25 protein-coding genes and 1 tRNA gene are annotated in these 26,651 nt (G+C 59.3%); 14 read left to right on the top strand and 12 right to left on the bottom strand.

The annotated features are described in order from the left end of the window. Window positions 1–101 precede the first annotated feature (101 nt). Genes CF15_RS09310 through CF15_RS07620 form a run of 3 tightly spaced genes read left to right on the top strand, consistent with a single transcriptional unit; the run spans window position 102 to window position 6,177 of the window. Entirely contained in the window at window positions 102–2,510 is a 2,409-nt protein-coding gene (locus CF15_RS09310) for a cobaltochelatase subunit CobN (protein ID WP_168371340.1), read from the top strand. Beyond that, complete coding sequence (locus CF15_RS09305) at window positions 2,507–4,084, top strand: cobaltochelatase subunit CobN (protein ID WP_058371257.1); 1,578 nt, start codon at window positions 2,507–2,509, stop codon at window positions 4,082–4,084. The genes CF15_RS09310 and CF15_RS09305 overlap by 4 nt, the downstream gene beginning before the upstream one ends. A 56-nt stretch (window positions 4,085–4,140) precedes the next feature. Further along, window positions 4,141–6,177 carry a VWA domain-containing protein gene (locus CF15_RS07620; protein WP_058371256.1) on the top strand — a complete coding sequence of 679 codons (2,037 nt, stop codon included), beginning with the start codon at window positions 4,141–4,143 and terminating at the stop codon, window positions 6,175–6,177. Window positions 6,178–6,297: 120 nt separating this feature from the next. On the opposite strand, the gene CF15_RS07615 is transcribed toward CF15_RS07620, so the two are convergent. After that, window positions 6,298–7,767 (bottom strand): leucyl aminopeptidase, encoded by a 1,470-nt coding sequence (locus CF15_RS07615; RefSeq protein WP_058371255.1) that lies wholly within the window; start codon window positions 7,765–7,767, stop codon window positions 6,298–6,300. A gap of 194 nt (window positions 7,768–7,961) precedes the next feature. Between CF15_RS07615 and CF15_RS07610 the strand changes: the two genes are divergently transcribed. Next, window positions 7,962–8,159 (top strand): hypothetical protein, encoded by a 198-nt coding sequence (locus tag CF15_RS07610; RefSeq protein WP_058371254.1) that lies wholly within the window; start codon window positions 7,962–7,964, stop codon window positions 8,157–8,159. Window positions 8,160–8,284: 125 nt separating this feature from the next. Then, window positions 8,285–10,270 (top strand): beta-propeller domain-containing protein, encoded by a 1,986-nt coding sequence (locus CF15_RS07605; RefSeq protein ID WP_058371253.1) that lies wholly within the window; start codon window positions 8,285–8,287, stop codon window positions 10,268–10,270. Here CF15_RS07605 and CF15_RS07600 read toward each other — a convergent pair. Further along, entirely contained in the window at window positions 10,267–10,734 is a 468-nt protein-coding gene (locus tag CF15_RS07600) for an acyl-CoA thioesterase (RefSeq protein ID WP_058371252.1), read from the bottom strand. The two genes, CF15_RS07605 and CF15_RS07600, sit on opposite strands and share 4 nt — an antisense overlap. Before the next feature lie 79 nt (window positions 10,735–10,813). On the opposite strand from CF15_RS07600, the gene CF15_RS07595 reads away from it, so the two are divergent. Further along, on the top strand, window positions 10,814–11,116 hold the full coding sequence (locus CF15_RS07595; protein ID WP_058371251.1) for a transcriptional regulator: 303 nt from the start codon (window positions 10,814–10,816) through the stop codon (window positions 11,114–11,116). Here CF15_RS07595 and CF15_RS07590 read toward each other — a convergent pair. After that, complete coding sequence (locus tag CF15_RS07590; RefSeq protein WP_058371250.1) at window positions 11,113–11,835, bottom strand: nucleotidyltransferase family protein; 723 nt, start codon at window positions 11,833–11,835, stop codon at window positions 11,113–11,115. The two genes, CF15_RS07595 and CF15_RS07590, sit on opposite strands and share 4 nt — an antisense overlap. Before the next feature lie 167 nt (window positions 11,836–12,002). On the opposite strand from CF15_RS07590, the gene CF15_RS07585 reads away from it, so the two are divergent. The 3 genes from CF15_RS07585 (at window position 12,003) to CF15_RS07575 (ending at window position 14,305) form a co-directional block, all read left to right on the top strand. Next, window positions 12,003–12,326 (top strand): hypothetical protein, encoded by a 324-nt coding sequence (locus CF15_RS07585; protein ID WP_058371249.1) that lies wholly within the window; start codon window positions 12,003–12,005, stop codon window positions 12,324–12,326. A 105-nt stretch (window positions 12,327–12,431) separates the two neighbouring features. Then, window positions 12,432–13,436, top strand: a complete 1,005-nt coding sequence (locus CF15_RS07580) for an ATP-binding cassette domain-containing protein (RefSeq protein ID WP_058371248.1) — start codon at window positions 12,432–12,434, stop codon at window positions 13,434–13,436. Between the two features lie 17 nt (window positions 13,437–13,453). Continuing rightward, complete coding sequence (locus tag CF15_RS07575) at window positions 13,454–14,305, top strand: ABC transporter permease (RefSeq protein WP_058371247.1); 852 nt, start codon at window positions 13,454–13,456, stop codon at window positions 14,303–14,305. Here CF15_RS07575 and CF15_RS07570 read toward each other — a convergent pair. After that, on the bottom strand, window positions 14,302–15,669 hold the full coding sequence (locus tag CF15_RS07570) for a bifunctional hydroxymethylpyrimidine kinase/phosphomethylpyrimidine kinase (protein WP_058371246.1): 1,368 nt from the start codon (window positions 15,667–15,669) through the stop codon (window positions 14,302–14,304). The two genes, CF15_RS07575 and CF15_RS07570, sit on opposite strands and share 4 nt — an antisense overlap. Before the next feature lie 239 nt (window positions 15,670–15,908). Here CF15_RS07570 and CF15_RS07565 point away from each other — a divergent pair, with 239 nt between their 5' ends. The 4 genes from CF15_RS07565 (at window position 15,909) to CF15_RS07550 (ending at window position 20,342) form a co-directional block, all read left to right on the top strand. Beyond that, entirely contained in the window at window positions 15,909–16,946 is a 1,038-nt protein-coding gene (locus CF15_RS07565; RefSeq protein ID WP_236698176.1) for an MraY family glycosyltransferase, read from the top strand. Between the two features lie 101 nt (window positions 16,947–17,047). Continuing rightward, a complete protein-coding gene (locus CF15_RS07560) occupies window positions 17,048–19,012 on the top strand; it encodes a hypothetical protein (protein ID WP_058371244.1) in 1,965 nt (654 codons plus the stop codon). A 129-nt stretch (window positions 19,013–19,141) separates the two neighbouring features. After that, the gene (locus tag CF15_RS07555; RefSeq protein WP_058371243.1) at window positions 19,142–19,720 is read left to right on the top strand and encodes a hypothetical protein; all 579 of its coding nucleotides are present in this window, start codon (window positions 19,142–19,144) and stop codon (window positions 19,718–19,720) included. 79 nt (window positions 19,721–19,799) lie between these two features. Next, window positions 19,800–20,342, top strand: coding sequence for a hypothetical protein (locus CF15_RS07550; protein WP_058371242.1), 543 nt, complete (start codon window positions 19,800–19,802; stop codon window positions 20,340–20,342). Here the strand turns inward: CF15_RS07550 and CF15_RS07545 are convergent. Both CF15_RS07545 and CF15_RS07540 read right to left on the bottom strand, forming a co-directional pair. Next, entirely contained in the window at window positions 20,323–21,024 is a 702-nt protein-coding gene (locus CF15_RS07545) for a DUF432 domain-containing protein (protein ID WP_058371241.1), read from the bottom strand. The genes CF15_RS07550 and CF15_RS07545 overlap by 20 nt on opposite strands. Before the next feature lie 70 nt (window positions 21,025–21,094). Then, a complete protein-coding gene (locus tag CF15_RS07540) occupies window positions 21,095–21,316 on the bottom strand; it encodes an Lrp/AsnC ligand binding domain-containing protein (protein WP_236698175.1) in 222 nt (73 codons plus the stop codon). A gap of 327 nt (window positions 21,317–21,643) precedes the next feature. On the opposite strand from CF15_RS07540, the gene CF15_RS07535 reads away from it, so the two are divergent. Continuing rightward, the gene (locus CF15_RS07535; RefSeq protein WP_058371239.1) at window positions 21,644–21,955 is read left to right on the top strand and encodes a helix-turn-helix domain-containing protein; all 312 of its coding nucleotides are present in this window, start codon (window positions 21,644–21,646) and stop codon (window positions 21,953–21,955) included. An 11-nt stretch (window positions 21,956–21,966) separates the two neighbouring features. Here the strand turns inward: CF15_RS07535 and rimI are convergent, their stop codons facing one another. The 6 genes from rimI to CF15_RS07505 form a co-directional block, all read right to left on the bottom strand. After that, window positions 21,967–22,479 (bottom strand): ribosomal protein S18-alanine N-acetyltransferase, encoded by a 513-nt coding sequence (rimI, locus tag CF15_RS07530; RefSeq protein ID WP_420820198.1) that lies wholly within the window; start codon window positions 22,477–22,479, stop codon window positions 21,967–21,969. Between the two features lie 95 nt (window positions 22,480–22,574). Then, a complete protein-coding gene (locus CF15_RS07525; protein ID WP_058371238.1) occupies window positions 22,575–23,558 on the bottom strand; it encodes a 2-oxoacid:ferredoxin oxidoreductase subunit beta in 984 nt (327 codons plus the stop codon). Further along, window positions 23,548–24,168, bottom strand: a complete 621-nt coding sequence (locus CF15_RS07520; RefSeq protein ID WP_058371237.1) for a transketolase C-terminal domain-containing protein — start codon at window positions 24,166–24,168, stop codon at window positions 23,548–23,550. Before CF15_RS07520 ends, CF15_RS07525 begins: the two co-directional genes overlap by 11 nt. Continuing rightward, on the bottom strand, window positions 24,159–25,082 hold the full coding sequence (locus tag CF15_RS07515; protein ID WP_058371236.1) for a 2-oxoacid:acceptor oxidoreductase family protein: 924 nt from the start codon (window positions 25,080–25,082) through the stop codon (window positions 24,159–24,161). Before CF15_RS07515 ends, CF15_RS07520 begins: the two co-directional genes overlap by 10 nt. A 328-nt stretch (window positions 25,083–25,410) precedes the next feature. Further along, window positions 25,411–25,488: transfer RNA gene (locus CF15_RS07510), tRNA-Val, on the bottom strand. 219 nt (window positions 25,489–25,707) lie between these two features. Continuing rightward, the gene (locus CF15_RS07505; protein ID WP_168371339.1) at window positions 25,708–26,313 is read right to left on the bottom strand and encodes an alpha/beta fold hydrolase; all 606 of its coding nucleotides are present in this window, start codon (window positions 26,311–26,313) and stop codon (window positions 25,708–25,710) included. Window positions 26,314–26,651: the final 338 nt, after the last annotated feature.

The following is a 26,651-nucleotide window of genomic DNA, read 5'->3' as shown; positions in this document are numbered from 1 at the left end:
TCCATCAGAGGGGTAGGTGCACCAGAGAATATAAATCTGGTGCACCAGATTTATATTCTCTGGTGGCTTGGGAGTGGGGGAGGGTGCCCGGGGGGCTGTTCATGGGCTCGCTAGTCACGCTTGTAATAGGCTATGACAGCCCCGTGATAGAGCTGCTGCGCAGACTTGGAGCTGAGATGGGGGAGGCTGGCCAGTTCATCAGAGTCTTTTCCCCAAACACGCTTGAGGGGGGTAAGGGCCTGGATGATCTCAGAAGCTCCAGGGTAATCTTCCTCTACACGCATAGGCTTCCAAAAGAGGCGGAGGAGGCCATAGCATCATCGAGTGCCAGGTTTGTGATACCCGCGGGGGAGAGCTATGCGTATCTAGCCCGTGGAGAGGAGGGCGCTCTGCTCCAGGCGATGAAGTATTTTAGGATCGGTGGCGAGGAGAACCTGGGCCTCCTTCTCCGGTATCTCTTGTATCTGGCAGGTCTCGTGGAAGAAGAGCCCCCGCCTCCCAGGGAGATCCCTCTGCACGGGGTGTGGCACCCAAAGCTAGGCGTCTACGAGGATATCGACGACTATCTACGCGACTATTATATGGCTGACAAGCCTCTCATAGGCATACTTTACTACCGTAGCCTCTGGCTCTACGGGAACCGAAGACCCCTTGAAGCGCTCATAGATGCTTTGGAGACTGAGGGGCTTGGCGTCATTCCCGTCTTCACGCAGGGCTATAGGGATAGCGTGCTGGGCGGACCCAGCGCTGAGGACACTATACGCAGCTTCTTCCTAGGCGCTAAAGGGGCTAGAATAGATGTGCTCATAGATATGCTTAGCTTCTTCCTCCTCGACCATGGAAGCTACTCAAGAAGCACGGTTGACGAGAGGTTTAGGATTGTTAGAGGCGTTGAGCTGCTCCAACGCCTCGGGGTCCCAGTGCTTAAGCCCATCCGCGAGTGGTATCAGAGTGAGCACGAGTGGCTCGAGAACCCCCAGGGAGTCAACTATCTGACACAAGTATATGAAGTCATCATGCCCGAGGTTGACGGCGCAGTAGAGCCCATCGTCATTAGCACATCGACTAGGGTCTCCGATTACAGGAAGCACATACCCTATGAGCCTCACGTCAGGCTCATAGCTAGGAGGGTTAAGCGCTGGGTGATCCTGCGCAGGAAGAAGCCCAGCGAGAGGCGGATAGCCATAATACTCAATAATCCCCCATGTAGGCAGCTTGAGGCATCGATAGGAGTCGGGTTCGGGCTCGATGTGCCTGAGAGCCTTGTACGCTTCCTCCACCGTCTCCGCAGCCTAGGCTACTACACTGGCGAAGGCGAGCTGCCGAAAACGGGAGACGAGCTAATCCACTTGATACTCGAGAGGAGGGCTACGAGCGAGTTCCGCTGGACCCCCGTCGAGGAAATAGTTAGGCGGGGAGGATACCTTGACATGGTTGACCTCGACACATACATGAAGTGGTTCATGGAGCTTCCAGAGGAGGCTAGGAAGGTTATGCTTAAGTGGTGGGGTGATCCCCGTGACATCCTAAGCGGCAAGGTTAAGAGGCTATTCGCCGGCGCGGTGTACAACGGGAAGTTCGTAATACCCGGCATACGTTTCGGCAACATAGTTATCATGCCGCAGCCGAAGTTTGGCTGCGCCGGCGCCCTATGCGATGGGAGGGTCTGCAAGATACTCCACAACCCCACTATCCCTCCCCCGCACCAGTGGCTGGCAGCCTACCGGTGGGTGACCAGGATCTTCCGCGCAGACGTGATGATACATTGGGGGACGCATGGGTATCTTGAGTTCCGCCCAGGCAAGGGTGTCGGGCTTTCGCCCTACTGCTGGCCAGAGATAACAGTTGACGACATACCCTTCCTCTACATATACAATGTGACAAACCCCATGGAGGGTGTCATGGCTAAGAGGAGAGGCTACGCGGTGATAATAGACCATGCCCACCCGCCGTACATGAAGGCTGACACAGCTCTTGAGGAGCTTGACGAGCTCCTGGAGGAGTACAGCCGTGCAAAAAGCCTAGGCGAGGAGGCCCGTGCAAAAGTAATCTTTGAGCAGATTGTTGAGAAAGCTCGAGAGCGTGGCATCGATGTAGGCAAAGGGAGCCCTGATAAGATCACTGAGAGGCTTCATGAGTTCCTGGACGAGACAAGAGGAAGTACCGTCGAGAACGGGCTCCACGTCTTTGGTGAAACGCCTTCAGATCCTGAAAAGCTTGCAGAGCATGTAGCAGCTATAATGTCCTGGGACACTGGCGAGTGGATATCAATAGAGAGGGCAGTGGCAACACTACTCGGCCTAGACTACGACAAGATAGTGTCGAAGCCCAGCGAGTTCTGCAAGAAGCTGGGGGTTAGCAACAGGAAGGCTAGAGAGATCCTCCACAGTATAGCTGTTAGGGTCCTCGAGAAACTCTTGTCAAAGGATATAGATCCTGACATGCTTTCTTTCAATCTTCTCCAAGACCTTGTGGCTGAGGCTGCGCGCGGGGAGGGGGTGAAGATTTGACAGAGTTAGTCCAGCTTCAGAAGCCCTTAGGGGAGGAGACCAGACAAGCCTTAAACGCTTTCAGGAAGGCACTCCTAATTGCTAGGCTGTACCGGGAGAGCGGTAGGCACGAGATAGAGGGCCTACTCAGCGGGCTCTCTGGAGGCTTTGTGCCGCCAGGCCCCTCGGGAGCCATAACCCGCGGCAAGATAAATGTGCTACCCACGGGCAGGAACTTCTACGCCGTAGACCCAGAGGCTCTTCCCACACGTGCCGCGTGGAGGATAGGCGTTGAAACGGCTAAGAAGCTTCTAGAGGAGGCTAGGAGGAGGCTAGGCCGCTACCCCGAAACCATGGGTGAAGTATTGTGGAGCATTGACGGCTACAAGGCTGACGGAGAGCAGCTTGCCAGGGTTCTCTACCTGCTAGGCGTGCGTCCTGTATGGGATGCTAGCGGCAGAGTGAAGGGTGTGGAGGTCATACCGCTCAAAGAGCTTGGTAGGCCACGGGTAGACGTCTTCGTGAGGATAAGCGGTATAGTACGCGACACGCTGCCAAACTATGTGAGCTTGATAGATGAGGCTGTAGAGAAAGTTGTTAATCTAGATGAGCCGCTTGAGCTTAATTATCCACGCAAGCATTATCTCGAGTTCCTTGAAAGGCTGAGAAGGGAGGGTGTAGGCGAAGAAGATGCTAGAGAACTTGCCCGTGCACGCGTATGGGCTGCGCCACCCGGAGCCTATGGCACAGGAGTCAACTATGCTATATTCGCCTCCGCATGGCGCGACGAGAGAGACCTAGCAAAGGTGTGGGTTCAGTGGAGCAGCCACCCGTATACGCGGAGGACTTGGGGCAAGTCTCATCCAGCTGCAGCTAAGGCCCTAGTCCTACAGGTTTCACGCATAGACGTAGTGGCGAGAAACCATATAAGCGATGAGCATGACCCGCTGAACTGCTGCTCCTACTTCTCACATCAGGGCGGCTTGCACGCCCTCGTCAAGGTTGTCCGAGGGCGTGAGCCGCTAAACATGGTTGTCGATACCCGTGAACCCTTACGCCCCAAGATACGTGAGGTAAAGGATGAGCTGCTACGTGTAACCTACGGCAAGCTCCTAAACCCACGATGGATCGAGGGCATGAAGAGGCACGGGTACAGAGGAGCATACGAGATAATGAAGAAGATACAGAACCTCTACGGCTGGCATGCGACGACACACGCTGTCCCCGACAGGGTGTGGGACCAGATAACATACACGTACCTAGGAGACAAGACCAACAGGGAATGGATGAAGAAGGCTAACCCGTATGCGCTCGAGGAGATAACACGCCGTCTAGCAGAGGCTGTGGAGAGGAAGCTATGGAGGCCCAGCCCTGAGGCGCTGAGGATCCTCCGGGAGGCCCGTGCCGAGGTAGAGGCGCTACTCGAGGGCGAGGCGCCGTCAGGTGAAGCACAGGGTGGAGAGATATGGGTCTACACCAGCGAGGACGTTAAGGAGTGGGCAGAGAGCGCGAAGCCTGCCGAAGAAGCGCTTCAGTGGGCCCGCTCCCTGCTCTCTTCAAGACGCTCAACTAGGAGGGGAGGTGGGGGCTTCTGAACAGCCCGGAGGAGCGCGAGAGGAGGTTATACCTGCCCTTCACAGCAATAGTAGGCATGGAGAAAGCCAAGCTCGCCCTCCTGGCTGCAGTCATAGACCCTGAGGTAGGGGGAGTGCTGCTGGTAGGTGATAAGGGTACTGGGAAGACCACGCTTGTGAGAAGCCTCGCACAAGTGCTGTCAGAGATACCGGTGATTAAGGGCTGCCCCTTCAACTGTAACCCCTTCAACCCCAGGGAAATGTGCGACAAGCACTACAAGATGTGGCTGAGAGGCGAGAGGTTTGAAGTCGAGTGGAGGCCCATGAGGGTTATAGACCTGCCCCTCAACATTAGCGTTGATAGGCTCGTGGGGAGCATAGATGTCGATGCTGCACTGAAGAGAGGAGAGGTTGTGTTTAAGCCAGGGCTCCTGGCGGAGGCAAACCGTAACATACTCTACATAGATGAAGTCAACCTACTTGACGACCACATAGCAGATCTCATACTCGACGCTGCTGCTACTGGCTGGAATGTTGTGGAGAGGGAGGGCTTCTCGATCCGCCACCCCGCACGCTTCATACTGGTCGGCAGCATGAACCCGGAGGAGGGCGAGCTTAGACCTCAGCTTCTCGACCGCTTTGGCCTCTATGTTGATGTTAATGCCTCACAGGACCCAGAGGAGAGGGCACTGATAGTCGAGAGAGTTGAGGAGTTTCGCCGAGACCCTATAGGCTTCATGAAGCGGTACGAGAAGCAGGAGGCAGAGCTACGTCAGAGGATTAGGCGTGCTAGGGAGCTATTCCCCAGAGTAGAGATACCGAGAAGCCTACTGCGCCTCATTACAGAAACGACGGTTAAGCTCGGAATAAGGACGCATAGAGCAGACATAGTTACTGCACGGACAGCTAAAGCTCTGGCAGCGCTCGATGGCCGGACCACTGTAAGCATCGAGGATGTAAAGAAGGCTATGGAGCTAGCGCTGCCGCATAGGCTGCGTTCACAGCCCTTTGAGAGCCCAGAGGAGAAGATGAAAAAGCTACAAACCCTTCTGCAGAATCTAGGCCGGGATGGGCAACAGGATACAGGTAGGCAAAAAAATAGGCCAGAAAATGGGCGGAAAAATCCCCTAATCAACAACAGAAGCATGAATAACGGAAGCAAAGGCGGCGAGAGGGTGCAGGGAGGCAGAGAGGATGGCGGAGAAGACTACAGTGGCAAGCCAACCACGGGCTCTATTGGTAGCGGTGCAGGGTCCGGCGCCACGCCTCTCGCCAGGCTTGGAGACGTTAGGGCAGATCCCTGGTTCCATGAACCCCCCAGAAGCATTTACTATCTACCGGAGCATGCCGCGATAGCTCCTACAGGGCCTAGAGGAAGGGTACGCTGGCAACGCTACCGGGTAAGCTTCTATGGCTGGGGAAGGCATGTAGACTCTATACCCTTCCTCCGGGAGCCCGAGAGGCTCGGGGAAGGCTACCAGGTAGACTATTATGCTACCCTCCGTGCTGCCCTAAGGCGTAGAGCCAGGAGGCCATCGGTCCACGACATACATGTCCGTGTGTACCGTGAGGAGCCTGAGGTACTGCACATGATTCTGCTAGATGCCAGTGGCAGCATGTATGCTGAGAGAAGGCTCGTCCTAGCCAAATCTATAGCTGAGGGAGTGACGCGTAGGAGCTACGTCGAGCGCACATGGGTAGGCCTTATAGCGTTTCAGGGAAGGAATGCGCAAACCCTTGTGAAGCCTACGCGTAACTGGAAGAAGCTCATGGAGGCTCTAAACCAGGTCACTATAGGAGGTTCTACTCCCCTGCCTGCAGCATTGCTTGAAGCTAGTAGGCAGGCCAAAGGGTTCCTACTGAAGAGGCCTAACGCGCATCTAGTGCTCCATATAATAACTGATGGAAGGGCTAACGTTCCGCTAACGAACAGCATCGAAAGCGACATAATTAGAGTCTCTCAGGAGCTTAGGAGGCTAAAGGTGAAGGCAATAGTGTATGATACAAAGAGTACCAGGAGTCTAAAGCTACTAGACTATACGGAGCTGCTGGCAAAAGCCCTTGGAGCTGAAGTAGTCAAAATACCGTATCGGATGCCGGGGATTGATGCCTAAGACGGGCCCCCGGGGAGGCCCTGGGCGCTTACATGGAGGGCCTTTTGTAAAACATCTAGGGCCGGGGCCCGCGATTCCCGTAGCCCTGTTAAAGTTCAAAGCTTATAAAATAATATGATATTAGAGGCCCCGGAGGTACTCTACAACTGTTCTTACGCCCCAGCCGGTGGCGCCTCCTTGGTGGTAGTAGGGCTTCCAGGGTCCCTTCTCCTGCACCCAGGCCACGCCCGCTATGTCTAGGTGCGCCCAGGGCCTCCCATCGACGAACTTCTCCAGGAACTTGGCTGCCGTTATCGCTCCCGCCCAGCGGCCGCCTATGTTATTGGTGTCCGCCACCTTGCTCTCCAGCTGCTTCTCGTAGACCGGCCACATGGGAAGCCTCCAGGCGGGCTCGCCGGCGGCCCAGGCGGCCTTCTCGATCCCTGAGGCTAGGTCCTCGTTGTTGGACATGAGGGCTGCTGCGTGGTTTCCTAAGGCCACCACGGCGGCCCCGGTGAGGGTTGCAAGGTCTATCATTGCGTCGGGCTTGTACTTCTCCGCCGCGTATGCCAGGGCGTCTGCTAGTATTAGCCTTCCCTCTGCGTCAGTGTTCCCGACCTCGACAGTCAAGCCATTGTACATCTTTATCACGTCTAGGGGCTTGTAGGAGCGGCCGCTGGGCATGTTCTCCACGGCGGGGATCAGGGCTACGAGTTCTACGGGGAGGCGGAGCCTGGCGGCAGCGGCTATGATGCCCATGGCTGCCGCGCCGCCGCTCTTATCATACTTCATCTCCAGCATGTACTGGGAGGGCTTGAGGTCGAGGCCGCCGGAGTCGAAGGCCACCGCCTTGCCCACTACTGCTACCCTGCGGCCGCCGCCGTGGTACTCGAGCACTATGAGCCTGGGCTCCTTGTCGCTGCCGCTTCCGACGGCCAGTATCCCGCCCATGCCGAGGCTCTCCAGCTCGCCGCGGTGGAGCACTCTTATCCCGAGGCCTAGCCTCTTGGCCAGCTCTCTCGCGGCGTCCTCGAGGCCGTCCGGCCCCATTATGTTGGCCGGCGCGTTGGCCAGGTCTCTGGCCAGCCTCACGCCCTCGGCGATCGCGCTGGCACTCTCGAGGGCCTTCTCGTCGCCGGGCCCGATCCGGATCTCGTCCAGCACGTGGGGGCGGTCGCCGCGTCCATGGAGGCTGTAGACGTAGTTGGCCATGTCGGCGGCTATGAGGGCCTGCTCCACGGCCCACCTCTCGCCACGGCCCTCGCTGGCGGCCTTCTCGAGGAGCCCCTTCTCGACGACTATCCCTAGCCTACGGATCTGGCGGAGCCTCCGGGCCTGCTTTACCGCCGCCGCCACCGCCACGCGGAGCCGCTCGGCGTGGCCGATCCACTCGTCCTCGCCGCCAGCGCCCGAGAGAATAAGCCTGGGGACGCCCTCCAAGCGGTAGATGAGAGCGGTCTCCTCGAGCCCGGCCTTGAAGTCGCCCAGCTCTATCACACGGGACGCGGCCGGGTCCACGCCGCGGAGCCAGTCCAGGGCCTCGCGGCCAGCGACATACGCTATAGCGTCAACACCCTCGGCGGCGTCGCCCACCCTTATGGAGCCGCGCATAACAAGGCACCGGGGCGTAGGGATTACCATGCCTGGAGGGGTGATAAGAGCGCCGCCTGCCGGCAGCCGGGTCATGCAAAGTGTTTTGAACAGCACAGAGCAGGGGTAGGGTTCAATAACACAGTTCAATAACACAAGGGGTTAGTTAGGGGAGGGGCCTGGGGGAGCCCCCCGGGACCCCCTGGGGTGGCAGGGTGCCGCCCCTAATCATACCCAGCCTGGGAGCAGCTATAGCTCTTGTACTCTTCGCCAGCGCTAGGCTGCTCCGCAAGCGCAGAGACGAGGCCGATGGCCTGCTGAGGGGCTTCGAGACCTTCACAGGGATAGTATTGATGCTCGTAGCTGCGATGCTCCTGGTCGCGCTCCACGCCGCCGCCACCGCAGGCCACTGAGAACGCTGTCGAAGGCTTGTGAAGGCATGTTGGAGCTCCGGGGCCGGGCGGCAGAGATATTTTAGCGTAGATGTCAGCATATCGCAGCGTGGCCTCGGGCTCAGACCCTAATGGTGCACCACGCTTTGGGCAGGATCTCGTACAGCAGCATCACGATTATGGTCGCTGTCCTCCTCCTCGGTATTGCTGCCGGCTACATGCTCGGCTCCATCCACGGGAGGCCGGGCGGGGCCCAGCCGGAGGCAGCGACCGCCACGGTGACCACCACTGTTACCGCCGCGGCGGGGAGCGGGGCAGGGCCGCCGTCCACTACGACGGCCGGCGGCCGGGCTAACACCAGTCTAGCCGTGTCATGGACGGGCTATGGCTACAGAGTGCCGTGGAGCGTTGTGGAGGAGCTTGCTAGGCTGAGGCCTCAGAGCCCGGTGATGCCGCTGGGTGGGGCGTCCCCCGCGGGCCCGGCCACGAGGGAGGTGGGGGCTGCACCGGAGTATAGCTCCACTAACGTCCAGGTAGCCGGGGTGGACGAGCCCGATATAGTCAAGACTAACGGCACCCACATAGCCGTTGCAGCAGGCAGCGCGGCTGAGGTGTACAATGTATACCCGCCGGAGGCTCTCAGGCTTGTCAGTGTTTTCAACGCTAGCCGGGAGGTGGAGGAGCTTGTAGGCGACGAGGAGCTGGCACTGATATCCCATGGCAGGGTAGAGCCCGTCGCCAGGGTTGTGCACCGCGTGTGGGTGAGAGGCCTATTCATGGAGAACGGCCAGCTGGTGGTGGTGGCCGAGGAGGCTAGGAGCCCATGGCTGCTCCCCTCCAGGACCTGGGTGATCAAGCTAGGGCCTGGGATGAAGCCCCTATGGGCTAGGGCTGTCACCGGCAGCTTCTACGACGCGAGGCTCTACAACGATACGCTCCTGCTGATAACCTATACCGGCTTCCTCGTGCGCCCCCTGCTACTCGGGGCGGGCAGCGGCCCCACCCCCGTCCCGGAGCCGCCGCTCATCGTGGGCCCAGAGCCGCTCGAGACCATAGTGGCTGCCTTCAGCCTCAGGACCGGCCGTGTCTCCACGCTGACCCTCATAGGGGCCCACCCCTCCGCCATGTATATGCCGCGTGGAGGCCGGCTCTACGTAGTGCTTCCGGGGGTGGAGGAGCTCCACCGGATCCTGGGAGACAGGGGCAACGTGACCCCCGGGGAGCTGGCGGCGGATCTCCGGAGGCTATGGGGGTCTCCAAGCCGGTGGTCCCGGAGCCTGCTTGTCGAGCTGGCGGTGGAGCCGGGGCCAAGGCTGTCCGTCAGGGCTGTCGCCCGCCTACCCGGCGTGGTGAGGAAGCAGTGGATGCTCGACGAGTACCGTGGCGTGCTCCGCGCCGTCGTCGAGGAGCAGGGCTTCGAGGAGGGAAGGTGGGTTACGAGAGTGAGCCTCTACCTGTTCAACTCCACGAACCTGAGGGCGATAGCGAACACCAGCATCGTGGTGGGGGAGAGGGTGCACGCTACCCTCTTCCTAGGGCCCCGGCTCTACCTCGTAACGTACCGGAGGATTGACCCGCTATTCACCGTGGACCTGAGCGATCCACGTAGGCCGAGGGTGGTGGGGTTCATCAAGTCTCCGGGGTTCGACGAGTACCTCTACCCGGTAAACGAAACGCTCCTCATCGGCGTGGGGCGGGATGGACCCGCGCTGAGGGTGAGCCTCTACAAGGTTCAGCGTGGAGGCGTGGAGGTACTGGGCAGGGTCCACGTCGGGGGCAGGGGCTACGTGTGGAGCCCGGTGCTGGACCCGAGGCTGGGCCACCGGGCCTTCACCTTCGACCCTAGGCATGGCTACATACTGCTGCCGGTTAGCGGCGCTGTGGCCGTGCCCCTGAAGGGGGCCACCGGCATGGAGAAGGTGTACGGCGGTGTGGCTGTGGTGAAGCTTGATGCACGGCGTGGAGGGCTGGAGCTGCTGGGGGTGCTCGGCCACTCTGGCGCCGCTAGGAGCGTCTACATAGATGATGCCATATACACCGTCTCTCCCTACTCACTGCCCCGGGTGAAGGCATTCAACGCGACCACGCTGGAGCCCGTGACCGCCGCCCCCGCGGGAGGAGGGAGGGGCTAGCCCTCCTCTCCCCGGGCTTGGCTGTTCTTCTCCCTCTCAACGGCTCCTATCTCCAGCAGCTTTCTCCTCATCTCCTCCGGTATTGGTATCGACCTTCCCTCGGCTATGCTGTAGGCCACCGCCACGATGCTGCACTCCGCAGAGGGGCTGCCCAGGGTCTCATTCACGATCCTGAAGCTGTATCTTATACTCTTCCTGCCCAGCTCTATACCCGTGACCTCTACGCGGTAGGTATCGCCGAGCCTCAGCGGGGCCTGGTAAAGGCACTCGGCATGCACCCTGGGGAAGACTATCCTGGGCGGCATCTGGCCCACAATAGAGTCCATGAGGCCTAGACTGGCTAGCATGTCCTCCTCGCAGCGCTCCAGGGCGCGGAAGAAGTTGCTGAAATGCATTATCCCCGCGGCGTCTGTCTCGCTCCAGTGTACACGGTACCTTGCCGCGAACAGGGGCTCTCCCGCCACTGGGTGCCCCTGGGCCGGCTCTGCGCTGTCAGATTTTTATAGCACGTCCCGGGCGTTTACTGGCAGGGGGTATGAAGGGATGCCCTCTGACCGTGCTGTAGGCGCAGCTCTAATAGTGGTTTCACTGCTGGTGATAATAGTCTATGGCTGGCTGCTCTTCGCGCCGCCCAGGAAGGGGATAGATCTAGCCCTATTGAAGCTCACAGCTTTCATAGCCGTGGCGGGCGTCTTCGGCATACTTGCATGGATAGGCTACACCCTCGCCACAACACCGCCGCCCAAGCCGGTGGAGGAGATTGAGAAGGAGATAGAGGAGGAGATTAAGAAGCTCCAAGAGGAGCTAGAGAAGGAGGAGAAGGCGGGGAAGAGCGGGGAGAGCTAGGCTTTTTTGCTAAGAAGCTTCTCCTCTAGACGAAGAGCCCGGATCTGCTGGGCCGCCTCCTCTAGATCCTTCACCGTGTCTATGCTGCGCCAGTACGCGTCGGTAAACCGCTCCCCTAGGATGCGCCGCTCCTCGGCGAGCCTGGGGAACGCTGTACGCTCTATATCGCCCTTCTCGGGGAGGTAGTCGAGCACCTCTGGCTTCATCACGTACACGCCAGCGTTGATCCAGTAGTCGAGGGTGGGCTTCTCGACGAACTTGACCACGTGGTCCTCCTCGTCAAGCTCCACTACTCCATAGGGGCTCCGGAGGGGCACCAACGCTATCGCCGCGACGGCGTCTTCTCTACTCCTCAGCCTTGAGACGAGCCTCCCGAGGTCTAGATCAGTCACTATATCACCGTTGATGACTATGAAGAGGTCCTCGCCACGGAGGAGGTGTTCAGCATTCTTTATAGCGCCGCCCGTGCCGAGCGGCTCGTCCTCTACTACATAGGCTATTCTAACCCCGAGCTTGTGGCCGCTGCCCAGGTGCTCTACAAGCCTTTCCCACTTGTAGCCTAGGAGGACCACGATATCCTTCATACCATGGCTCCGGAGCCACAGGATCTGCCACTCTATGATGGGGCGCCCCGCCACCTCTACAAGTGGCTTGGGCCTGTCTTCTGTGAGGGGGCGGAGGCGCTTACCGAACCCGCCCGCGAGTATTACTGCCTTCAAAGCCCCTACCACCAGCCGGTGACACGGAGAGCTGCAGCCCTGGGGGTAGTCTGGGGCCAAGGTGCATAGGCCTGGCGACACGTTAAATATTATAGTATAGTGAGTGCCCATCTTGTTTGTCTGGTGCAGAGAGTGTAGACTCGGGGGAGCCTGGAGCGTGACAGGCCATGGCGTGGTGGCAGGGCCCGGGCTATGGCTACGGGTACTGGTGGGGCTATGGCGGTAGGAGGAAGAAGACGCACGGCAGGGAGGAGCCTCCGCCGCCACCGCCGTCGGAGCTTGCATCCTACTACCCTCCGCCCCCGCTGCTCTGGGCTGTGCCGCCCTACCCTGGGCCGTGGGGTAGGCCTAGCCCGGAGATAGAGCTTGAGATACTCCGGGCTCAGCGCAGCTGGCTGGAGACAATCAAGAAGATGATTGATGAGCAGATTAGGGAGATTGACGAACGCATTAAGGAGGTTGAGCGCGAGATAAAGGGGGATGAGGGCTAGGCCGGCCAGCCTCCGGGGAAGACGCCCCCATATATCGGAGGCCGACAGGTCTTTTTGGACCCGCAAGTCTCTCCGCTTCCGGGCCTACCGCAGGGAGGCTGCTTCATGGACGACTATGTGATTATCACGGAAGGGCTCCGGAAGAGCTACAACGGTTTCGAAGCAGTTAGAGGCGTCAGCTTTAGGGTCCGGCGTGGGACGGTGTACGGCCTACTAGGCCCCAACGGGGCCGGGAAGACAACTACCATAGGCATGCTCACCACCATTATCAAGCCTAGTGGGGGCCGGGCCCTGGTAGCAGGCTTCGACGTTACGCGTGATCCTCAGCGCGTAAGGGAGCACATAGGGGTTGTATTCCAGGAGCCTACCGTGGATCGCGACCTCACCGCGTGGCAGAACATGCTGACTCACGGCCTCATACATGGGCTCCCCAGGAGGCTGGTCGAGCAACGCATCCCCGAGCTGCTGGACCTCGTAGGGCTCAGGGAGCATGCGCATAGGCCGCTCAAGAGCTACAGCGGCGGCATGATACGCCGCCTAGAGATAGCCAGGGCGCTCCTCAACGAGCCGGATGTAGTGTTCCTCGACGAGCCCACCATAGGCCTGGACCCCCAGGCTAGGATGAAGGTCTGGGAGGTTATAGACAAGCTGCGCCGCAGTGGTGTGACCGTGTTCCTCACAACCCACTACATGGATGAGGCTGAGAGGCTCTGCGACAGGATAGCCATAATAGATCATGGCAGGATCATCGCGGAGGGCTCGCCGGAGGAGCTGAAGAGCATGGTCGGCGGCGACACGGTCTACGTCAAGCTGCCTGGCAGGGATGCGGCAGAGAAGCTGGCCTCCCTGCTCAGGGAGAGAGGGCTAGGCGAGGACGTCTCCGTGGCGGGCGACATGGTGGCGGTGGTGGCCCGGGACGCACCGAGGCTCATGCCTAGAATACTCTCGCTGGCCCAGGAGGCGGGCATTAGGGTCCTTGAGGCCCGCTACACCAGGCCGAGTTTAAACGACGTGTTTGTAAAGCTCACCGGCCGTAGCCTGCGCGACGAGGAGGGCGACTGGAGGGACTTCCTCAGACTGCATATACATGCCGGGAGGAGAGCCAGGTAGGGAGGTGGGGTTGAGGGTTGACGGAGCCGGTTAGCGAGGCCCGCGCCGGGGTGGAGGGTCTGGGGAGGCCGCGCCGCGGCGGGGCCCCGTCCTTCTGGCTGCAGGCCTTCGCCGCCATGGCTTACAGGCAGCTGGCGCGGTTCCGGGCCGCCCCGAGCAGGATTGTCAACTCTCTAGTGTTCCCGCTGATATGGCTCCTGTTCTTTGGGCTTGGCTGGAGCGCAGCGTTCAACGTTATAGGCCCTATGGCTAGGCAGCTCTTCAAGGGGCTGGACTACCTGGAGTTCCTGGCGCCGGGCATAATAGTGATGACTGTGTTCACGAGCGGGTTTGGCAGCGGCCTCGGGGTGATATGGGACCGCGAGTTTGGCTACCTCAAGGAGATACTCGTGTCGCCCGCCCCTCGTAGCGCTGTGCTCCTGGGGCGGATGACCGGGGACACCCTGGCTACCATGCTGCAGGGCGCAGTCATGGCCTTGCTGGTCTCCGTAGCGGCGGGTTATACTAGCGTGCAGGGTGTACTGGCTGGGCTGCTGGCGGCCTTCATAGCTGCCTACGCGTCTGCTAGCATAGGCACGCTCATAGCGCTGTCGATGAGGAGCCCGGAGGGCTTCCATACGGTCATAAGCCTTATAATGATGCCGATGCTGTTCCTCAGCGGCGCCTTCTACCCTATAGACCCGCTGCCGGGCTGGCTGAAGGCGCTGGCCTACGTGAACCCGCTGACATATGCTGTTGATCTCACACGGGGGCTTATGTACGGCGTCTATAGCCTATCGCCGGGTCTCGATATACTGGGGCTGCTGGCCGTTACCGGCGCCTTCACGGCCCTCGCTCTGGCCAAGTTCGGCAGGACATACATGGCCTAGCTGTGGGAGGCTCTCTCGAGTATTTTGAGGAGCTTTCTAGCCGCCTCCACGGCTGTACCAGCGAAGATTCTTATCATTGGCTCCTTGCCCCAGTCCCCCTCATCGTAGACTAGGTCGGCCGGGCTGTGGGGGAACACGCTCCTGGCTATCCACTTCATGGTGCCTCCTTCGGCTGTCCTTGTCTCGGGCGGCTCAGCTGCCCGGTCTATGCGGGCTACCCGGTAGCCTAGCTTGCGGGCTGCCTCGACGAGTTCCGGGGAGTACCTTATGTTTATCACCGACCTTATCCAGGGGGTATACTTCATCACTTCCAGTACCAGCCTGGCCAGGTGGTCCGAGGCCCCGAAGGCTACGGGGCCGGCGCGTAGCCCGCGGGGCGTCCTCACTATGCGGCCCAGTATCCCCGCTACATCCTCCCGGCTGCGGGCGTAGGGGGCCGGGAGGGCCTCTACCACGTTGGTGCCGACCTCGGGCACGTGGGGTGCTACCAGGCTTTCCGCCTGGAGGATCATCGAGCTGGCCCTCTCGACGCTCCGGGCTACCCTCCATCTCCACGCGTCCATCTCCAGGGCCGCTACGGGGTTCACGGGGCACGCCCCGCGGCCCAGCCTAGCTGCATACTCTATTGCTGCTGTCACCAGGCTCTTAGCTGTCCTGACTGCCTCTTCCAGGGGCCTGCCCTTGGCCAGCTCTGCTGTTATCGCTGCCGAGAGCGTGCAGCCCGTGCCGTGGCTGCAGCCGTGGCTCAGCCTCGGGGCCCGGTATTCGTGGAAGCCGCCCCTGTGGTAGAGCACGTCTATGCTCTCCCTGCCCCCTAGGTGCCCGCCCTTGACTAGGGCTGCCTCTGCGCCGTACTCCTCTACGAGGAGCTTCGCAGCTCTGCGTGCCTCCTCGATGCTCGTTATCCTAATGCCTGTGAGCATCTCGGCCTCAAGTGCATTGGGTGTCACGAGTGCTGCGCGCGGGAGCAGCTTCTCCCGCAGGGCTTCCAGCGCCCTGTCCGGCATGAGCCTCGTGCCGTCACTCTCAGCGGCCGTTACCGGGTCGACCACCAGGGGGAAGTCGTAGCTCTCCAGAACCCGTGCCACCTCCAGTATGGTCTCGGCGCTGCCCAGCATCCCGGTCTTGGCCGCGTCCACCCCCATGTCCTCGGCCACCGCCCTTATCTGGGCGGCCACCAGCCCGGGCGGGATTAGGTGGACCGCCTGGACCCCGAGCGTGTTCTGGGCGGTGACGGCGGTCACCGCGGCCGCTCCATGGACTCCCAGCGCCGCGAACGTCTTTAGATCGGCCTCTACACCCGCGCCTCCGCCGGAGTCGCTGCCAGCTATGGTCAGCGCCACCGGCCTTATGCGCCGCTCCATACCCCTTCAGCCCTCACGGGGAGCCCGGGGTGCTCCAAGGCTGCTTTAAGGGGTCTACCCGACCTGGAGCCTGCGGGCCGGTGAAGAGCATTGCCTCAGGGTCCTACCCGCCGACGCTAGGCAGTGGGGATCCCGGCAGGAGCTGAGGCCCCGCTTTCCTCCCGCGCCGAGGCCCGGTAGCGCTATTTACCTTGGCAGCCGCCTCGGCGCATTGAATGCCTCGGAGAAGGGCGTGCATCTTGACGCCAGGCGAGGCTGCGTACCTGCTGGCGTCGGCGGCGGTGGCGTTCACCCTCGTAATTGTGGTAGAGCCGGCGTGGATACGGGTCGCCAGAGAGAGGGGCCTCGTAGGCCGGGATATGAACAAGCCCGGTAGAGTCATGGTTGCCGAGGCCGGCGGCATCTGGGCCGTGGTGGCGGCCGCGTTCGGGTTGTTGACGCTCGAGGCCCTCTACACCTACCTCGGGGGCGGGCTCTACAGGCCCGCGGAGCTCTTTGCACTTGTGGCACTGCTCCTCCTCTCCAGCGTGCTGGGCTTCGTGGACGACATACTGGGGTGGAAGAAGGGGCTACCACGATGGCAGCGCGTAGTGTTCATGGCCCCTGTCTCGCTGCCGCTCGTGGTGATTAAGGCGGGTCATTCACGCCTAGAGCTGCCCCTTATAGGCGCTGTGGACCTGGGCCTAGCCTATCCTCTCGTAGCGGTGCCCATAGGCGTGCTGGGAGCGGCTAACGCGTTCAACATGATCGCCGGGTTCAACGGGCTAGAGGCGGGTATGGGGCTGCTCCTAATGCTCTTCACCGCAGCCTACGCGTACATGAAGAAGGTCTACTTCGTCCTCCAGGGCTCAGTCATAATGGCGGCAGCCCTGGCGGGCTTCCTGGTCTACAACTGGTACCCTGCCCGAGTCTTCCCGGGGAACGGGTTCACCTACGGGGTCGGGGCCTACTATGCGGCACTCGTGATAATAGGCAATATGGAGAAGTTCGGCCTATTCCTATTCACACTATACTTCATAAAGGCCCTCCTGAACCTTAGGGGCTACCTGCACCACGTCTGGAAGCCAGGCGTCATAGAGGACTTTGGCGTGCCGCTGCCAGATGGTACGCTGGACTCGCCGCTGGAGGGAATATACACGCTAACCCACGCTGTAATAAAGCTGCTTAAGAGGCTCAAGGGATCGGCGCGCGAGCCCGAAGTAGTAGCAGTCATCCTTGTGATGCAGGCTTTGATAGGCATAGCAGCCCTCATACTCGCTGCCCGCGGTATCCTCTAGCCCCCGGGGGCAGCCTCCTCGGAGTGAAGCCCGGCAATAGTTCCGGTCGACCGGCACGCAGCGGCAGCCCCCACCCCGGCTGACAGCAGTGGGAGAAGGTGATGAGAGGGCTTGGAAGCATTCTGGGAAGCGCGCTCCTTGCATCCATAGCAATAGTCTCCATAGCGGCGGTCACAGCCATGATGCACTACTGGGCCCTAAACCTCCAGGAATCCGTCGAGAAGGCAGCCGCCCTAGCGGCCCCGCCTCGGATGATCCTAGAGCCTCTGGAAGCATGCAACGCCAGCGGGTGGATGAAGGCGGCGCTGACCGTGAGGCCCCCTACCGGTGATGTCCGGCCCTGGATTGTGGAGGTGTACAGCGTCGCGGATAAGAAACTCCTATACACGGGAACCTTCAGCTCCAACGGGACAGCCGTACTCGACATACCCTGCAGCAGTAATGTCGAGATAGTAGTCAAGGGCAGGAACGGCGGTGCATGGCTCTATAGGTACGAGCTAGACCCCACTAAGCCATGCCTCTCCGGCCCTCGGGTCAACGGCAAGGTACTGCTGGAGAACGCTACAGCATGCATAGCTAGCCAGGACCCGAAGCAGGTAGTAGAGCGCGTAACGAGAAAGGCTGTTGCGGAGATGCTATCCCTGCAGTACGGCCCCCTCCTGCAGCCCCTGTGGATAGCAAGCGCCCTCCCACCTAACGTCGATCCCAGGTATGCTGCCAGCTGGGGCGTGGTACCGGGGCTCGATGTAGACACTACAAGGCTGAAGATGTACCCCATAAGTGAGTGGCCGGTTAAAGAGGTGAGGGACCGCATCGATGCGGCCCCATTACCTGAGAAAAGGTATACCCCGGGAGTAAGAAGGATCTACCTCTATCGCCGGATACTCGCACCCTATGCTGGCGGCGCATGGATAGTAGAGCACCGCGAGGCAGACATAATCGCGAAAAACTACCTGAGCAACATATATTACCAATTGTATCTAAGATTCACACCTGAAGGAATACTAGAGACGTACTACAAGCTATGTGGACTTGACAACAGCTGCAGCGATATACAAGGCTTCAGTATACCCGGCAAGCTCGACGTACAGAACACAGCTACATGGAGCCCAGTTTACTGGAAATCGGTAGGCGCCATAGGGGCATTCTACATACCATTCCTCATAACAGGGAATGCCGCGCAGAAGAATATAGCAGTGGTGATCGAGCCCTGGGGCTCAACCACCGCATACATGAAAGCAACCACACACACCATAGACTGTATCAACATAAACTTCTGCCTCCGCGACATGGAGAACACATACTTCATGAAGCCTCCTCTAGCACCAGCCTATGTATCGGTAAAACTGCATCTATTCTCCATCAACGGCTATGAGCCCGGGAAACTGATAGTAACACGTAAGCTTATCGGCAAGGTTGAAACCGGCTGGCAGAGCAGGGTAATCGAGCCGCTATACACTTACACACTACTAGACGCAGCCAAATTAGACCATCCAATACTTCTAAAAGTACCGCTAGGAGCTGAGCTCGTCAGAAAACTTGGCCCAACAGCTACCGCCGCCATAGCCGTTATCGAGGTAGACTATGCCGCAGGGGTGAGCAGGTGGATAACGAGCAGTCTTAGAGACGCTGCAGCAGTGGGGATAAGCTTCCTACTATACATAGCTGATGATCACACCGAGACAGCTAAGGCCGACGCGTTGCTCATACCATCAATATTCGATGTATCGTCCTGTGCCAGGAAAGAGATTGTTAAGGAAATATACATCTGGAACCATACATGGCGTTACTCTGATGTGAGGAAGGATGCATGTGGCGTATGTGGGCTCAAGAAGTACATACTATCCTACTATGTCGCGTCGGTGCTGGATGACCCGAAGCTGATACTCTGCCATGTAAAGCGGGGAACGCAGGTCAAGCTAACAGTAGAAGGGGGCTCCAGCGCGTCCCCCGCGGGCGGTGTTGCCGTAACACTTGACTCCGCGGATTTGAGCAGAGCCGTGTTCCCACGTAGCCTTATTGACGAGATCAGGGAGGAGGGGGCTAGCCCTCTGATAGTAAGCTAGGTCCTCCCTCACTATCTACACGTGCTTTTTCCCAGGTTTTTACTCGTGTCCCGGCTCTAGGGGAGGGCTCGTCGCCGCCTCCTAGAGGTTTAAAGAAGAGGCCCTAATTGGGAGGAGCTGGGTCGCTGCATGTCCAGCCGTAAGGGGGCTAGGAAGCTTATAGCAGTGCCCGAGGAGATTCTGCAAGAGCTCTCAGTAATAGCTAAACGCTCTGGTCTTACAATATCGGAGCTTGCATCCCTGATACTATCCTTCGCCGCACGTGCCCTCCACGGCAGGGATAATATTGCATCGCTTTTCACAGAGATGACGCTGCTCACCGACATGAGGAGGCTAGGGGGAGTGATTGTTCCACAGAAAGGGCTGGTAGAGCTGGTTAACTCTGCAGACCCAAGCGCCCGTGACACTTTTATAAAGGAGGTTGGGCGGCTCGCGACCTCCATAGCAGTGTTCGCAAAGGTGCGCGGGCTCGATGATATACTCACGAAGGATATAATATCGCTTTTCGTGCCAAACGCCTCCATAGAGGAGATCAATGATGGCAACTCGGGGAAGATAATCATATCAATAACGGAGAAGCCCTACTCGGGTATGCTTGATATGCTGAAAACCATAGCGACCAGCGTACTCGAGGCTATGGGCAAGAGGGTTGAGAAGATAGACGAGTATGATTCCATACTAGTTATCAACTATAGGCAGAGTAGCTAGCTTGCAGCAAGCCCCTAGGGGCGGCCAAACCTCTATCTCAGATACCCGAGCCTCTCAGCTGCTTCGGGGATACATCAGCTTGTCCGAGGAGAGCGCCGGCAGGAAGAGAAGACCCATAATGATCGACTCGAAGCTTGTCGACCTAATTAAGGGCATAGCCGCCAGGCACGGCATGACTGTATCGGCCTACATGAGGGCGCTCTTAACCGGGGCGGTGGAAGCCGAGGAGAGCAGTTCATTTGCGCCTCTCGTGCTCAGAAAGGCGCTGATATATAGTAAGCTTCGCCGTGTAGGCGTGGTGCTTATTCCTCTCTCGCTCCTGGATAGCTGCAATAACGCTAATATCCATGAACTTGCACGGGAGGAGGGGAGGAGGCTAGGTGCCCTACTGCGCAGCCTAGAGATTGGCCTAGAGGAGGCTCTTGACATAATGCTTGAGGACTCGAGGATAGCCATACGTGAGCGGGATAAGGTAATTCTGCTCCCCGCCACAAAACCCGGCGAAAAGGCCGTTAAGAGCATGATTGAGGGTGTTGCGGAGAGCTATGGAGCCGAAATAACGCGGGACAGCTCGGGCGTAGTAACTATAGCCCTCCCAGAGGCTAGATACCATAGCTCATGACGAAGCTCTGGCTCCATCTAGCCTGTGAGCCTACTCCGCTCCTCTGCAGCAGCCGCGGCGCCTCCCTGAAGCCCTCCAGCCTCTCCGGCTCCCGGAGGGAGACGATTGCTGTGAAGGGACTGGTTACTGTAACCTCTATATTTGAGCCCACAACCGCCCCCTCACCGTCATAGTAGAGGCTTAGGGCGCTGGCCGGAAATACTATCCTCGATACCCGTGCGGGCCTAGAGGACTTGCTTCTCGCAACAACCCTTACCATCGCGCTGCAGTCCTCCCTCTGCTGCCTGGGTAGCGGCCTTGCAGGGATAAACCGGGCTAGTATCCCCCGGCTGGGAGGCCCGTAGAGCGCGTACTTTCCAATCCCTTTAGACGGCATTGCATCGACCAGCTCATAGCCCGCGCCCTGAGAGCCTACTACAGCCACTATATCGTACTCAAGGCTGAGCCAGAACTCCTCTCCGCCCCCGCTCTCGACTACCACCGGCTCCTCCAGCCTCACCATAATGTAGCTGGCCAGGTACTCTGGGTAGAAGACAGGGGCTGCAGGGTAAAGGTGGGTTGACGTGCAGGGTACTATCGCTTTGACACCGTCCCTCCGGTACCTGCACTTACCCTCGTACTCCTCTAGCGATACTTCAAACCCGCATACCTTGTGGCTGCCAAGCGTTATCCTGCCGAACACGTAGATGCACCTTCACCTCTAGGAGCCGGAGAGAGGCCCAGAGGAGGCAAAAATCGGGGGCATACAGCAGCTAGGCAGCGATGAGAGTTACAGTCCTCATTACACCCGGGAGGCTCCTTATCATGGTCACAACCTTATCCACCTTCTTAAGCCCATCAGCCACAATCTTAGCCGCTACATCGTACTCTCCATAGACCACGTAGGCCTCAACTTCAACATCTGTCCGACGCGCAATATCCTTTATCCCTTCAACGACGTCATACTCCTTACCTATCTCGGTTACCGCGAGCACGAAGGCCACAACCTTCTCCTCTGCCAAAGGGACGCCACCCCAAACCTCTACCTAGCAACACGGGGGCTCTCGTCGCTAGAGGGAGGGTGCCGCGGCACCTCTTCATCCAGGAGGCTCAGCATATAGCCCGAGGCGTCATAGCCCCTGAAACCAGTCTAGCCTAGATACCGTGATATGAGCATTACCCTCTAGAGGGCCTCTAAAGCCCGATGGTAGTAGCGGCTTCATCACGCCAGTATTAGTGTATAGGCGGGTGGGGGGTCTGTGGTATGGAACCGAATGCTGAAATAAAGGCTGGAGAGCTGGAGAGCCAGGGCAGGAGCAGCAATGCCCTCCGTGGACGAATGCCTGGAGATTGTGGAGAAGCTCTACAGCCAGGGGCTGCCAGTAAAGGAGATAGCTAAACAATGCGGCAATAGTATGAGCACAGTGTACAAGACGCTTGATAGGCTGGAGGCTATGGGGAGGATACGCAGGAGGAAAGGACGCTACCGTAGGCACCGGCGGCTGAGCGACGAGGAGCTGGAGCAGATAAGAAGACTCTACCTCAGCGGGGCATCAGTGTACGAGATAGCCAGGCGCATGGATAGACCCGAGTCAACCATATACTATGCGTTGAAACGACTCGGCCTAAAATAGCCCGGGAAAGCCTACAGCTCCCGAGCCATTAGATACGCGTCCTCGCCATCAAGATAATACATCGGTATAACCCGGACCTTCTTAAACCCCAGTTTCTCGTAGAGCCTTATGGCAGGCTCGTTGGAGACACGTACCTCTAGATACACCTCCTTACAGCCATATCTCTCCTTAAGCGCCTTTAGGGCAGCTTTCATCAGCGCTGTCCCTATGCCGCGGCGCCTATACCCCTCCAGGACAGCGATAGATACGATATGACCCTTCTTGACTATCAAGCCCTTCGTGAATGTGGGAGCACCATACTCCACCCTGGACATTACGTAGCCGACTATCCTCCCTTCAACCTCGGCGACGAAGAAGGCGTCACCCCATTTCTCCAAGTGATCCCGCCAGAACCACTCAGGGTAATTCTCCGGCAGAGTGGCACGATTAATAGCTATTATCATTGGCAAGTCTTCTAGCCTGGCCTTCCTGATTAGGAATGGTTCCTCCCGGGCTGCCGCATTACTAGCATACACTGGCTCCACAAGAACCCCCCAGAGGGTGTTCTCAGGGTCCAGCCCTATGAATCCCTGGATTAGGCTTTCCGGTGAAAATTCTAAAAGCTTCAAATAGATGAGGGCTAGAGGGGGCTGGCAACCCGCTGTTTTCCTCTCACACCGCTCCTAACCGGTATGAGCTTACTCCTGAATATGCGGCGTACGGCCTCGCTATCGATAAGCGGCCTGCCATCCTCGGTGGATATCCTCTGGCGGGCCGGCGGTGCCTCGAGGTAGTTGCCCAGGCGTCTCTGCAGCCTCTCCTCGAAGCTCGGCTTCAGCGGGTTATGGTAGAAGATGCCTATCGGTATACGCTTACCCCACTCCATTGCCTTCGCCATAGCTTTCAGCCTCTTCTCCTCCTCCTCAGAGGGGTCGTGGACCAGGGGATCCCAGCCTGGATCGTCCTCCAAGCGGTACACTGCCTCACGGTAGAACTGGACGGTGTAGACATTGTTGTATGTAGGGCAGGGCTGCAGCACGTCTATGAAGGCGGAGCCGCGGTGCCTAATAGCCTGCTTCATGAGCTCCTTCAAGTGGGCCACGTCGGTCGCCAGGGCCCTGGCGACGAAGGTGTAGCCGCTCGCAAGCGCTACGAGAAGCGGGTTTATCGCATCTTGTATATTCGGCCCAGGCAGCGCCTTGGTCTGGACGCCCTCTGGGAGCGTGGGGGAGGCCTGGCCCTTAGTTAGCCCGTAGACCTGGGTGTCATGCATTATCACGGTAATGTCTACGTTGCGGCGGCCTAGGGCCACGAAGTGGCCGGCACCTATCCCCAGTAGGTCGCCATCACCACCGTTCACTATGACTGTTAGCTCGGGGTTTGCCAGTTTTATCCCAGTAGCGAACGGTATAGCCCTACCATGCAGCGTGTGCACGCCATTAACTTTCAGGAAGTGTGGCGTCTTCCCTGAACAGCCTATCCCCGACACCACCACAGTCTTCAGAGGGTCGAGGTCCAGCTCCGCCATAGCCTGCGCCATGGCTGTTAGTATGCCATAGTTGCCGCAGCCAGGGCACCAATCTACCCACAGGCTGGTACGGTACTCCATAGGGTTACGCGCCATAGTCGAGCACCACCCTCTCCTCTCCCTCAAGTATGCGGTGAACGGCTTCAACAAGCTCATGCGTGTAAATAGGCCGGCCCGTGAACTTGACAATACTCTTACGTATCACACGGCCGGTCTCCATGGCTATGAGCTTGGCCACCAGCGCCCCGTAGCTGTGCTCCACTGCGACAACCCTATCGGCGCCCATCCTGTCGAGAAGGCTGCTGATCATGCTTGTAGCCAATGGGTACATGTAGCGCACATTGAGGTACGATGCCTCTACCCCCTTCTCACGGAGGAGCCTAGCTGCCTCCAGCGCCGGGCCCTTAACGGAGCCCCAGCCTACTAGAAGTATGTCCGGCTCCCTACTGCCGTAGAGCTGGGCGCGCCTCTCCTCCGGTATCTCGCGCCTAATTATATCCATCTTCTGTATGCGCTTGGAGTACATCCTCTCCCGCATTATGGGGTCCTCGCATATATGGCCGTACTCGTCGTGCTCATCGCCCGCATGCCAGGACACCGCGTAGCCTAGAGGCGCGCGAGGCGAGACCGGCTCCTCTAGGCTGAACCGCTTATAGTTGAAGGGGTCCTTGACCTTGGTTACGAGCTTACCCCTGTCTATGACCATGCTGCCGGTGTCGGGGACCGGATGGTCGCTATGCTATTGGCGAGAAACTTGTCGAGGAGATGTATCACCGGGACCTGGTAGCGCTCAGCCACGTTGAACGCCTCCACCGCATCCCGCAGGGCTTCTTCATGGTCGCCAGAGGTTATGACCACGCGGGGGAACTCGCCATGGCCCGAGAAGAGGGCGGCGAATAGGTCGCTCTGAGACCCGCGGGTCGGCAGCCCGGTGGAGGGGCCTCCCCTCTGGTAGAAGGTTATCACCACCGGAGCCTCGTTCATGCCGGCCCAGGAGAGCCCCTCAACCATCAGGTCGAAGCCGGGACCGCTTGTCGCCGTCGCAGCCCTGGCACCGGCGAGGGAGGCTCCTATAGCCGATGCTATGGCCGCTATCTCGTCCTCGGTCTGGAATACTACTACAGAGCCAAGCTGCCTATCCCCGTCTTCTAGGCGCTCGTACTCTTCTAGGAAGAAGCTCTCATCCTGCGCCGGTGTGATCGGGTAGTAGGACTGGAACCTTAGCCCACCCACGACCTTGCCTATAGCTACTGCATCGTTACCGCTAACCACCATTAGCTCATCGTAGCCTAGCCTGCTCTCCTCGAGCCTAAGGGCATGACCATACTTGCTGGACACAGCGTCCGCCACGATGGATGCTACATACACGTTAGGATCCACAAGGCGCCTCCTCCGCTCACCGAAGCGGTAGAGGAGGCCCGCGCGCAGCGACTCCTCATCGAGGCCCATGAGGCCCGCTATGGCGCCGACTATTATGGAGCTAGTAAACCTTGAGAGGAGGCTATGACTGATACCATACTTCTCGTGGAGCTTCGCGAGCACCTCTTTATAGTCTATGCCTATTACGCGCACGCCTCTTGACTCGAGATACTCTACAACATCCCTGAGTACGGGCTCCACGCCCTTGCTCCTCAGGCTCTCCGTTTCTCCCTACCGCTTCATTTTGTGTGAGAGTGTATCACTTTAGGGAGTTCCACCTCAGCCATCTGGATTGAGAAATCCAGATGGCTTCACTGGTGGCGGTCGAGGCTAACGGCACGAGCCTCCCATCCACGGGAAAACCCTCCAGGGCTTAGAGCAGAGCCCCCATCACCCTGGAGGGCCCTCAAATTACACACCTACACACAACAATACACAATGAAACCTATAAAGTTTTCTGCCCTAGGGGAGAACCTTCCGGGGCTTCCAGAGAATGTGTGTGGACAACCCTGTGAGGAGGCTGGGGTGATGGTGGGCCCGCGGGGATTTGAACCCCGGACCTCCGCCGTGTGAGGGCGGCGTCCTAACCAGGCTAGACGACGGGCCCAGCCTGCAGGGGCTCCCATCAGACCCGGAAGCCGGCTTCCGGGGTTTTAAGCATTAGCCCTGTCTCCCGCCTTAGCCCCCGGGCGCCGTGCCCAGGCTCCCAGGTGCTCGTGACTGTAGAGCCTCCCACCCCTCTCCATTGATAGCCTGCCCCGGGGACGAGCCCCAGCCTTCGACTCCGAGGGGTGTACGGGACTGCCTCGGAAGCCCTAGGCGGCTCTCAAGCCGTGAACTCTTCCAGGAACTTTCTGAGTATCTCTCTGAAGGCTTCGGGCGAGTCTCTTTGGACCACATGCCCCGCGCCCTCGACGACCTCCAGCCTAGCATTGGGGAACACATTCAAGAGTTTCTCGACGGCACCCCTCCTAACGACCCTATCCCTATCACCCCAGACTATGAGCACCGGCGCCCTGACGCTCCTCGCCAGCTCCCAGGCTCTCTCATCCCTCCCCAGGGCGGGGCCTACCAGGACCAGCCCTTTGACGCTGGCCGAGTGGGCTAGGTACACGGCGTACCTAGCGCCTAGGCTCGCTCCGACTACAACGGCCTGCTCGATACCGGCTCTGCGAGCGGCCTCCCCCGCTACTGCAAGGTTTACATCAATCCTGGGGGTTCTTGAGGTGCATGAGGTCGACCTACCGTAGGGCATGTCGGGGGCTGCCCATGAGAGGCCTAGGCTCGCCGGCGCCTCCACGGCCCCTGTTTCCGTCCAGACCGTATACCTGAAGCTGTACCCGTGGAGGAAGAGGACTCCTGGGTTGCGGCCCCTCTCCACAAGGGCGCGGCACTCTACACCATTGCCTCCAACCACTACCTCAAGGGGCACCCTTACCCACCCTAAGCCACGCCTGTCGTATAGAGCCAGGGCCCCAGGCTCTGTATAGACGGCCACAGCCGGCTATGTAGAGCCTAAGCATCCACCCCCAGAGCCTCCACTTGGGGGCCTGCTGTGGCCGCCCCCTGCCGCCCGGCTCCACTGCCGGCGGGCCAGGGCCAGCCGCCGTGTGTCTAGCCTCCTCTGGCATCCATGATGCCGCGCGGTTGCTGCCGAGACGCTCGCGATGGGGGCGGGCTTCCCGCAATGCTTGTCGTAGGTGTTGTAAACCGTTATTATGGTGCTCCCTCCTGCTACGGCAGCCTCGCCTGGGGGCTGTGGGGAGGCCC

It is taken from the genome of Pyrodictium occultum (assembly GCF_001462395.1).
GTDB classification, from domain to species: Archaea; Thermoproteota; Thermoprotei_A; order Sulfolobales; family Pyrodictiaceae; genus Pyrodictium; species Pyrodictium occultum.
This window is presented reverse-complemented; position numbering and strand designations above follow the sequence as displayed.

What these genes read in the sequence shown, in the direction of transcription:
- CF15_RS07535 (WP_058371239.1), top strand. Translation starts at nt 21,644, where the DNA reads ATGCCCTCCGTGGACGAATGCCTGGAGATTGTGGAGAAGCTCTACAGC.
- CF15_RS07595 (WP_058371251.1), top strand. Translation starts at nt 10,814, where the DNA reads ATGCCCTCTGACCGTGCTGTAGGCGCAGCTCTAATAGTGGTTTCACTG.
- CF15_RS07615 (WP_058371255.1), bottom strand. Translation starts at nt 7,767, where the DNA reads ATGCGCGGCTCCATAAGGGTGGGCGACGCCGCCGAGGGTGTTGACGCT.
- CF15_RS07570 (WP_058371246.1), bottom strand. Translation starts at nt 15,669, where the DNA reads ATGGAGCGGCGCATAAGGCCGGTGGCGCTGACCATAGCTGGCAGCGAC.
- CF15_RS07525 (WP_058371238.1), bottom strand. Translation starts at nt 23,558, where the DNA reads ATGGCGCGTAACCCTATGGAGTACCGTACCAGCCTGTGGGTAGATTGG.
- CF15_RS07560 (WP_058371244.1), top strand. Translation starts at nt 17,048, where the DNA reads ATGAGAGGGCTTGGAAGCATTCTGGGAAGCGCGCTCCTTGCATCCATA.
- CF15_RS07520 (WP_058371237.1), bottom strand. Translation starts at nt 24,168, where the DNA reads ATGGTCATAGACAGGGGTAAGCTCGTAACCAAGGTCAAGGACCCCTTC.
- CF15_RS07580 (WP_058371248.1), top strand. Translation starts at nt 12,432, where the DNA reads ATGGACGACTATGTGATTATCACGGAAGGGCTCCGGAAGAGCTACAAC.
- CF15_RS07620 (WP_058371256.1), top strand. Translation starts at nt 4,141, where the DNA reads ATGGAGAAAGCCAAGCTCGCCCTCCTGGCTGCAGTCATAGACCCTGAG.
- CF15_RS09310 (WP_168371340.1), top strand. Translation starts at nt 102, where the DNA reads ATGGGCTCGCTAGTCACGCTTGTAATAGGCTATGACAGCCCCGTGATA.
- CF15_RS07555 (WP_058371243.1), top strand. Translation starts at nt 19,142, where the DNA reads ATGTCCAGCCGTAAGGGGGCTAGGAAGCTTATAGCAGTGCCCGAGGAG.
- CF15_RS07585 (WP_058371249.1), top strand. Translation starts at nt 12,003, where the DNA reads ATGGCGTGGTGGCAGGGCCCGGGCTATGGCTACGGGTACTGGTGGGGC.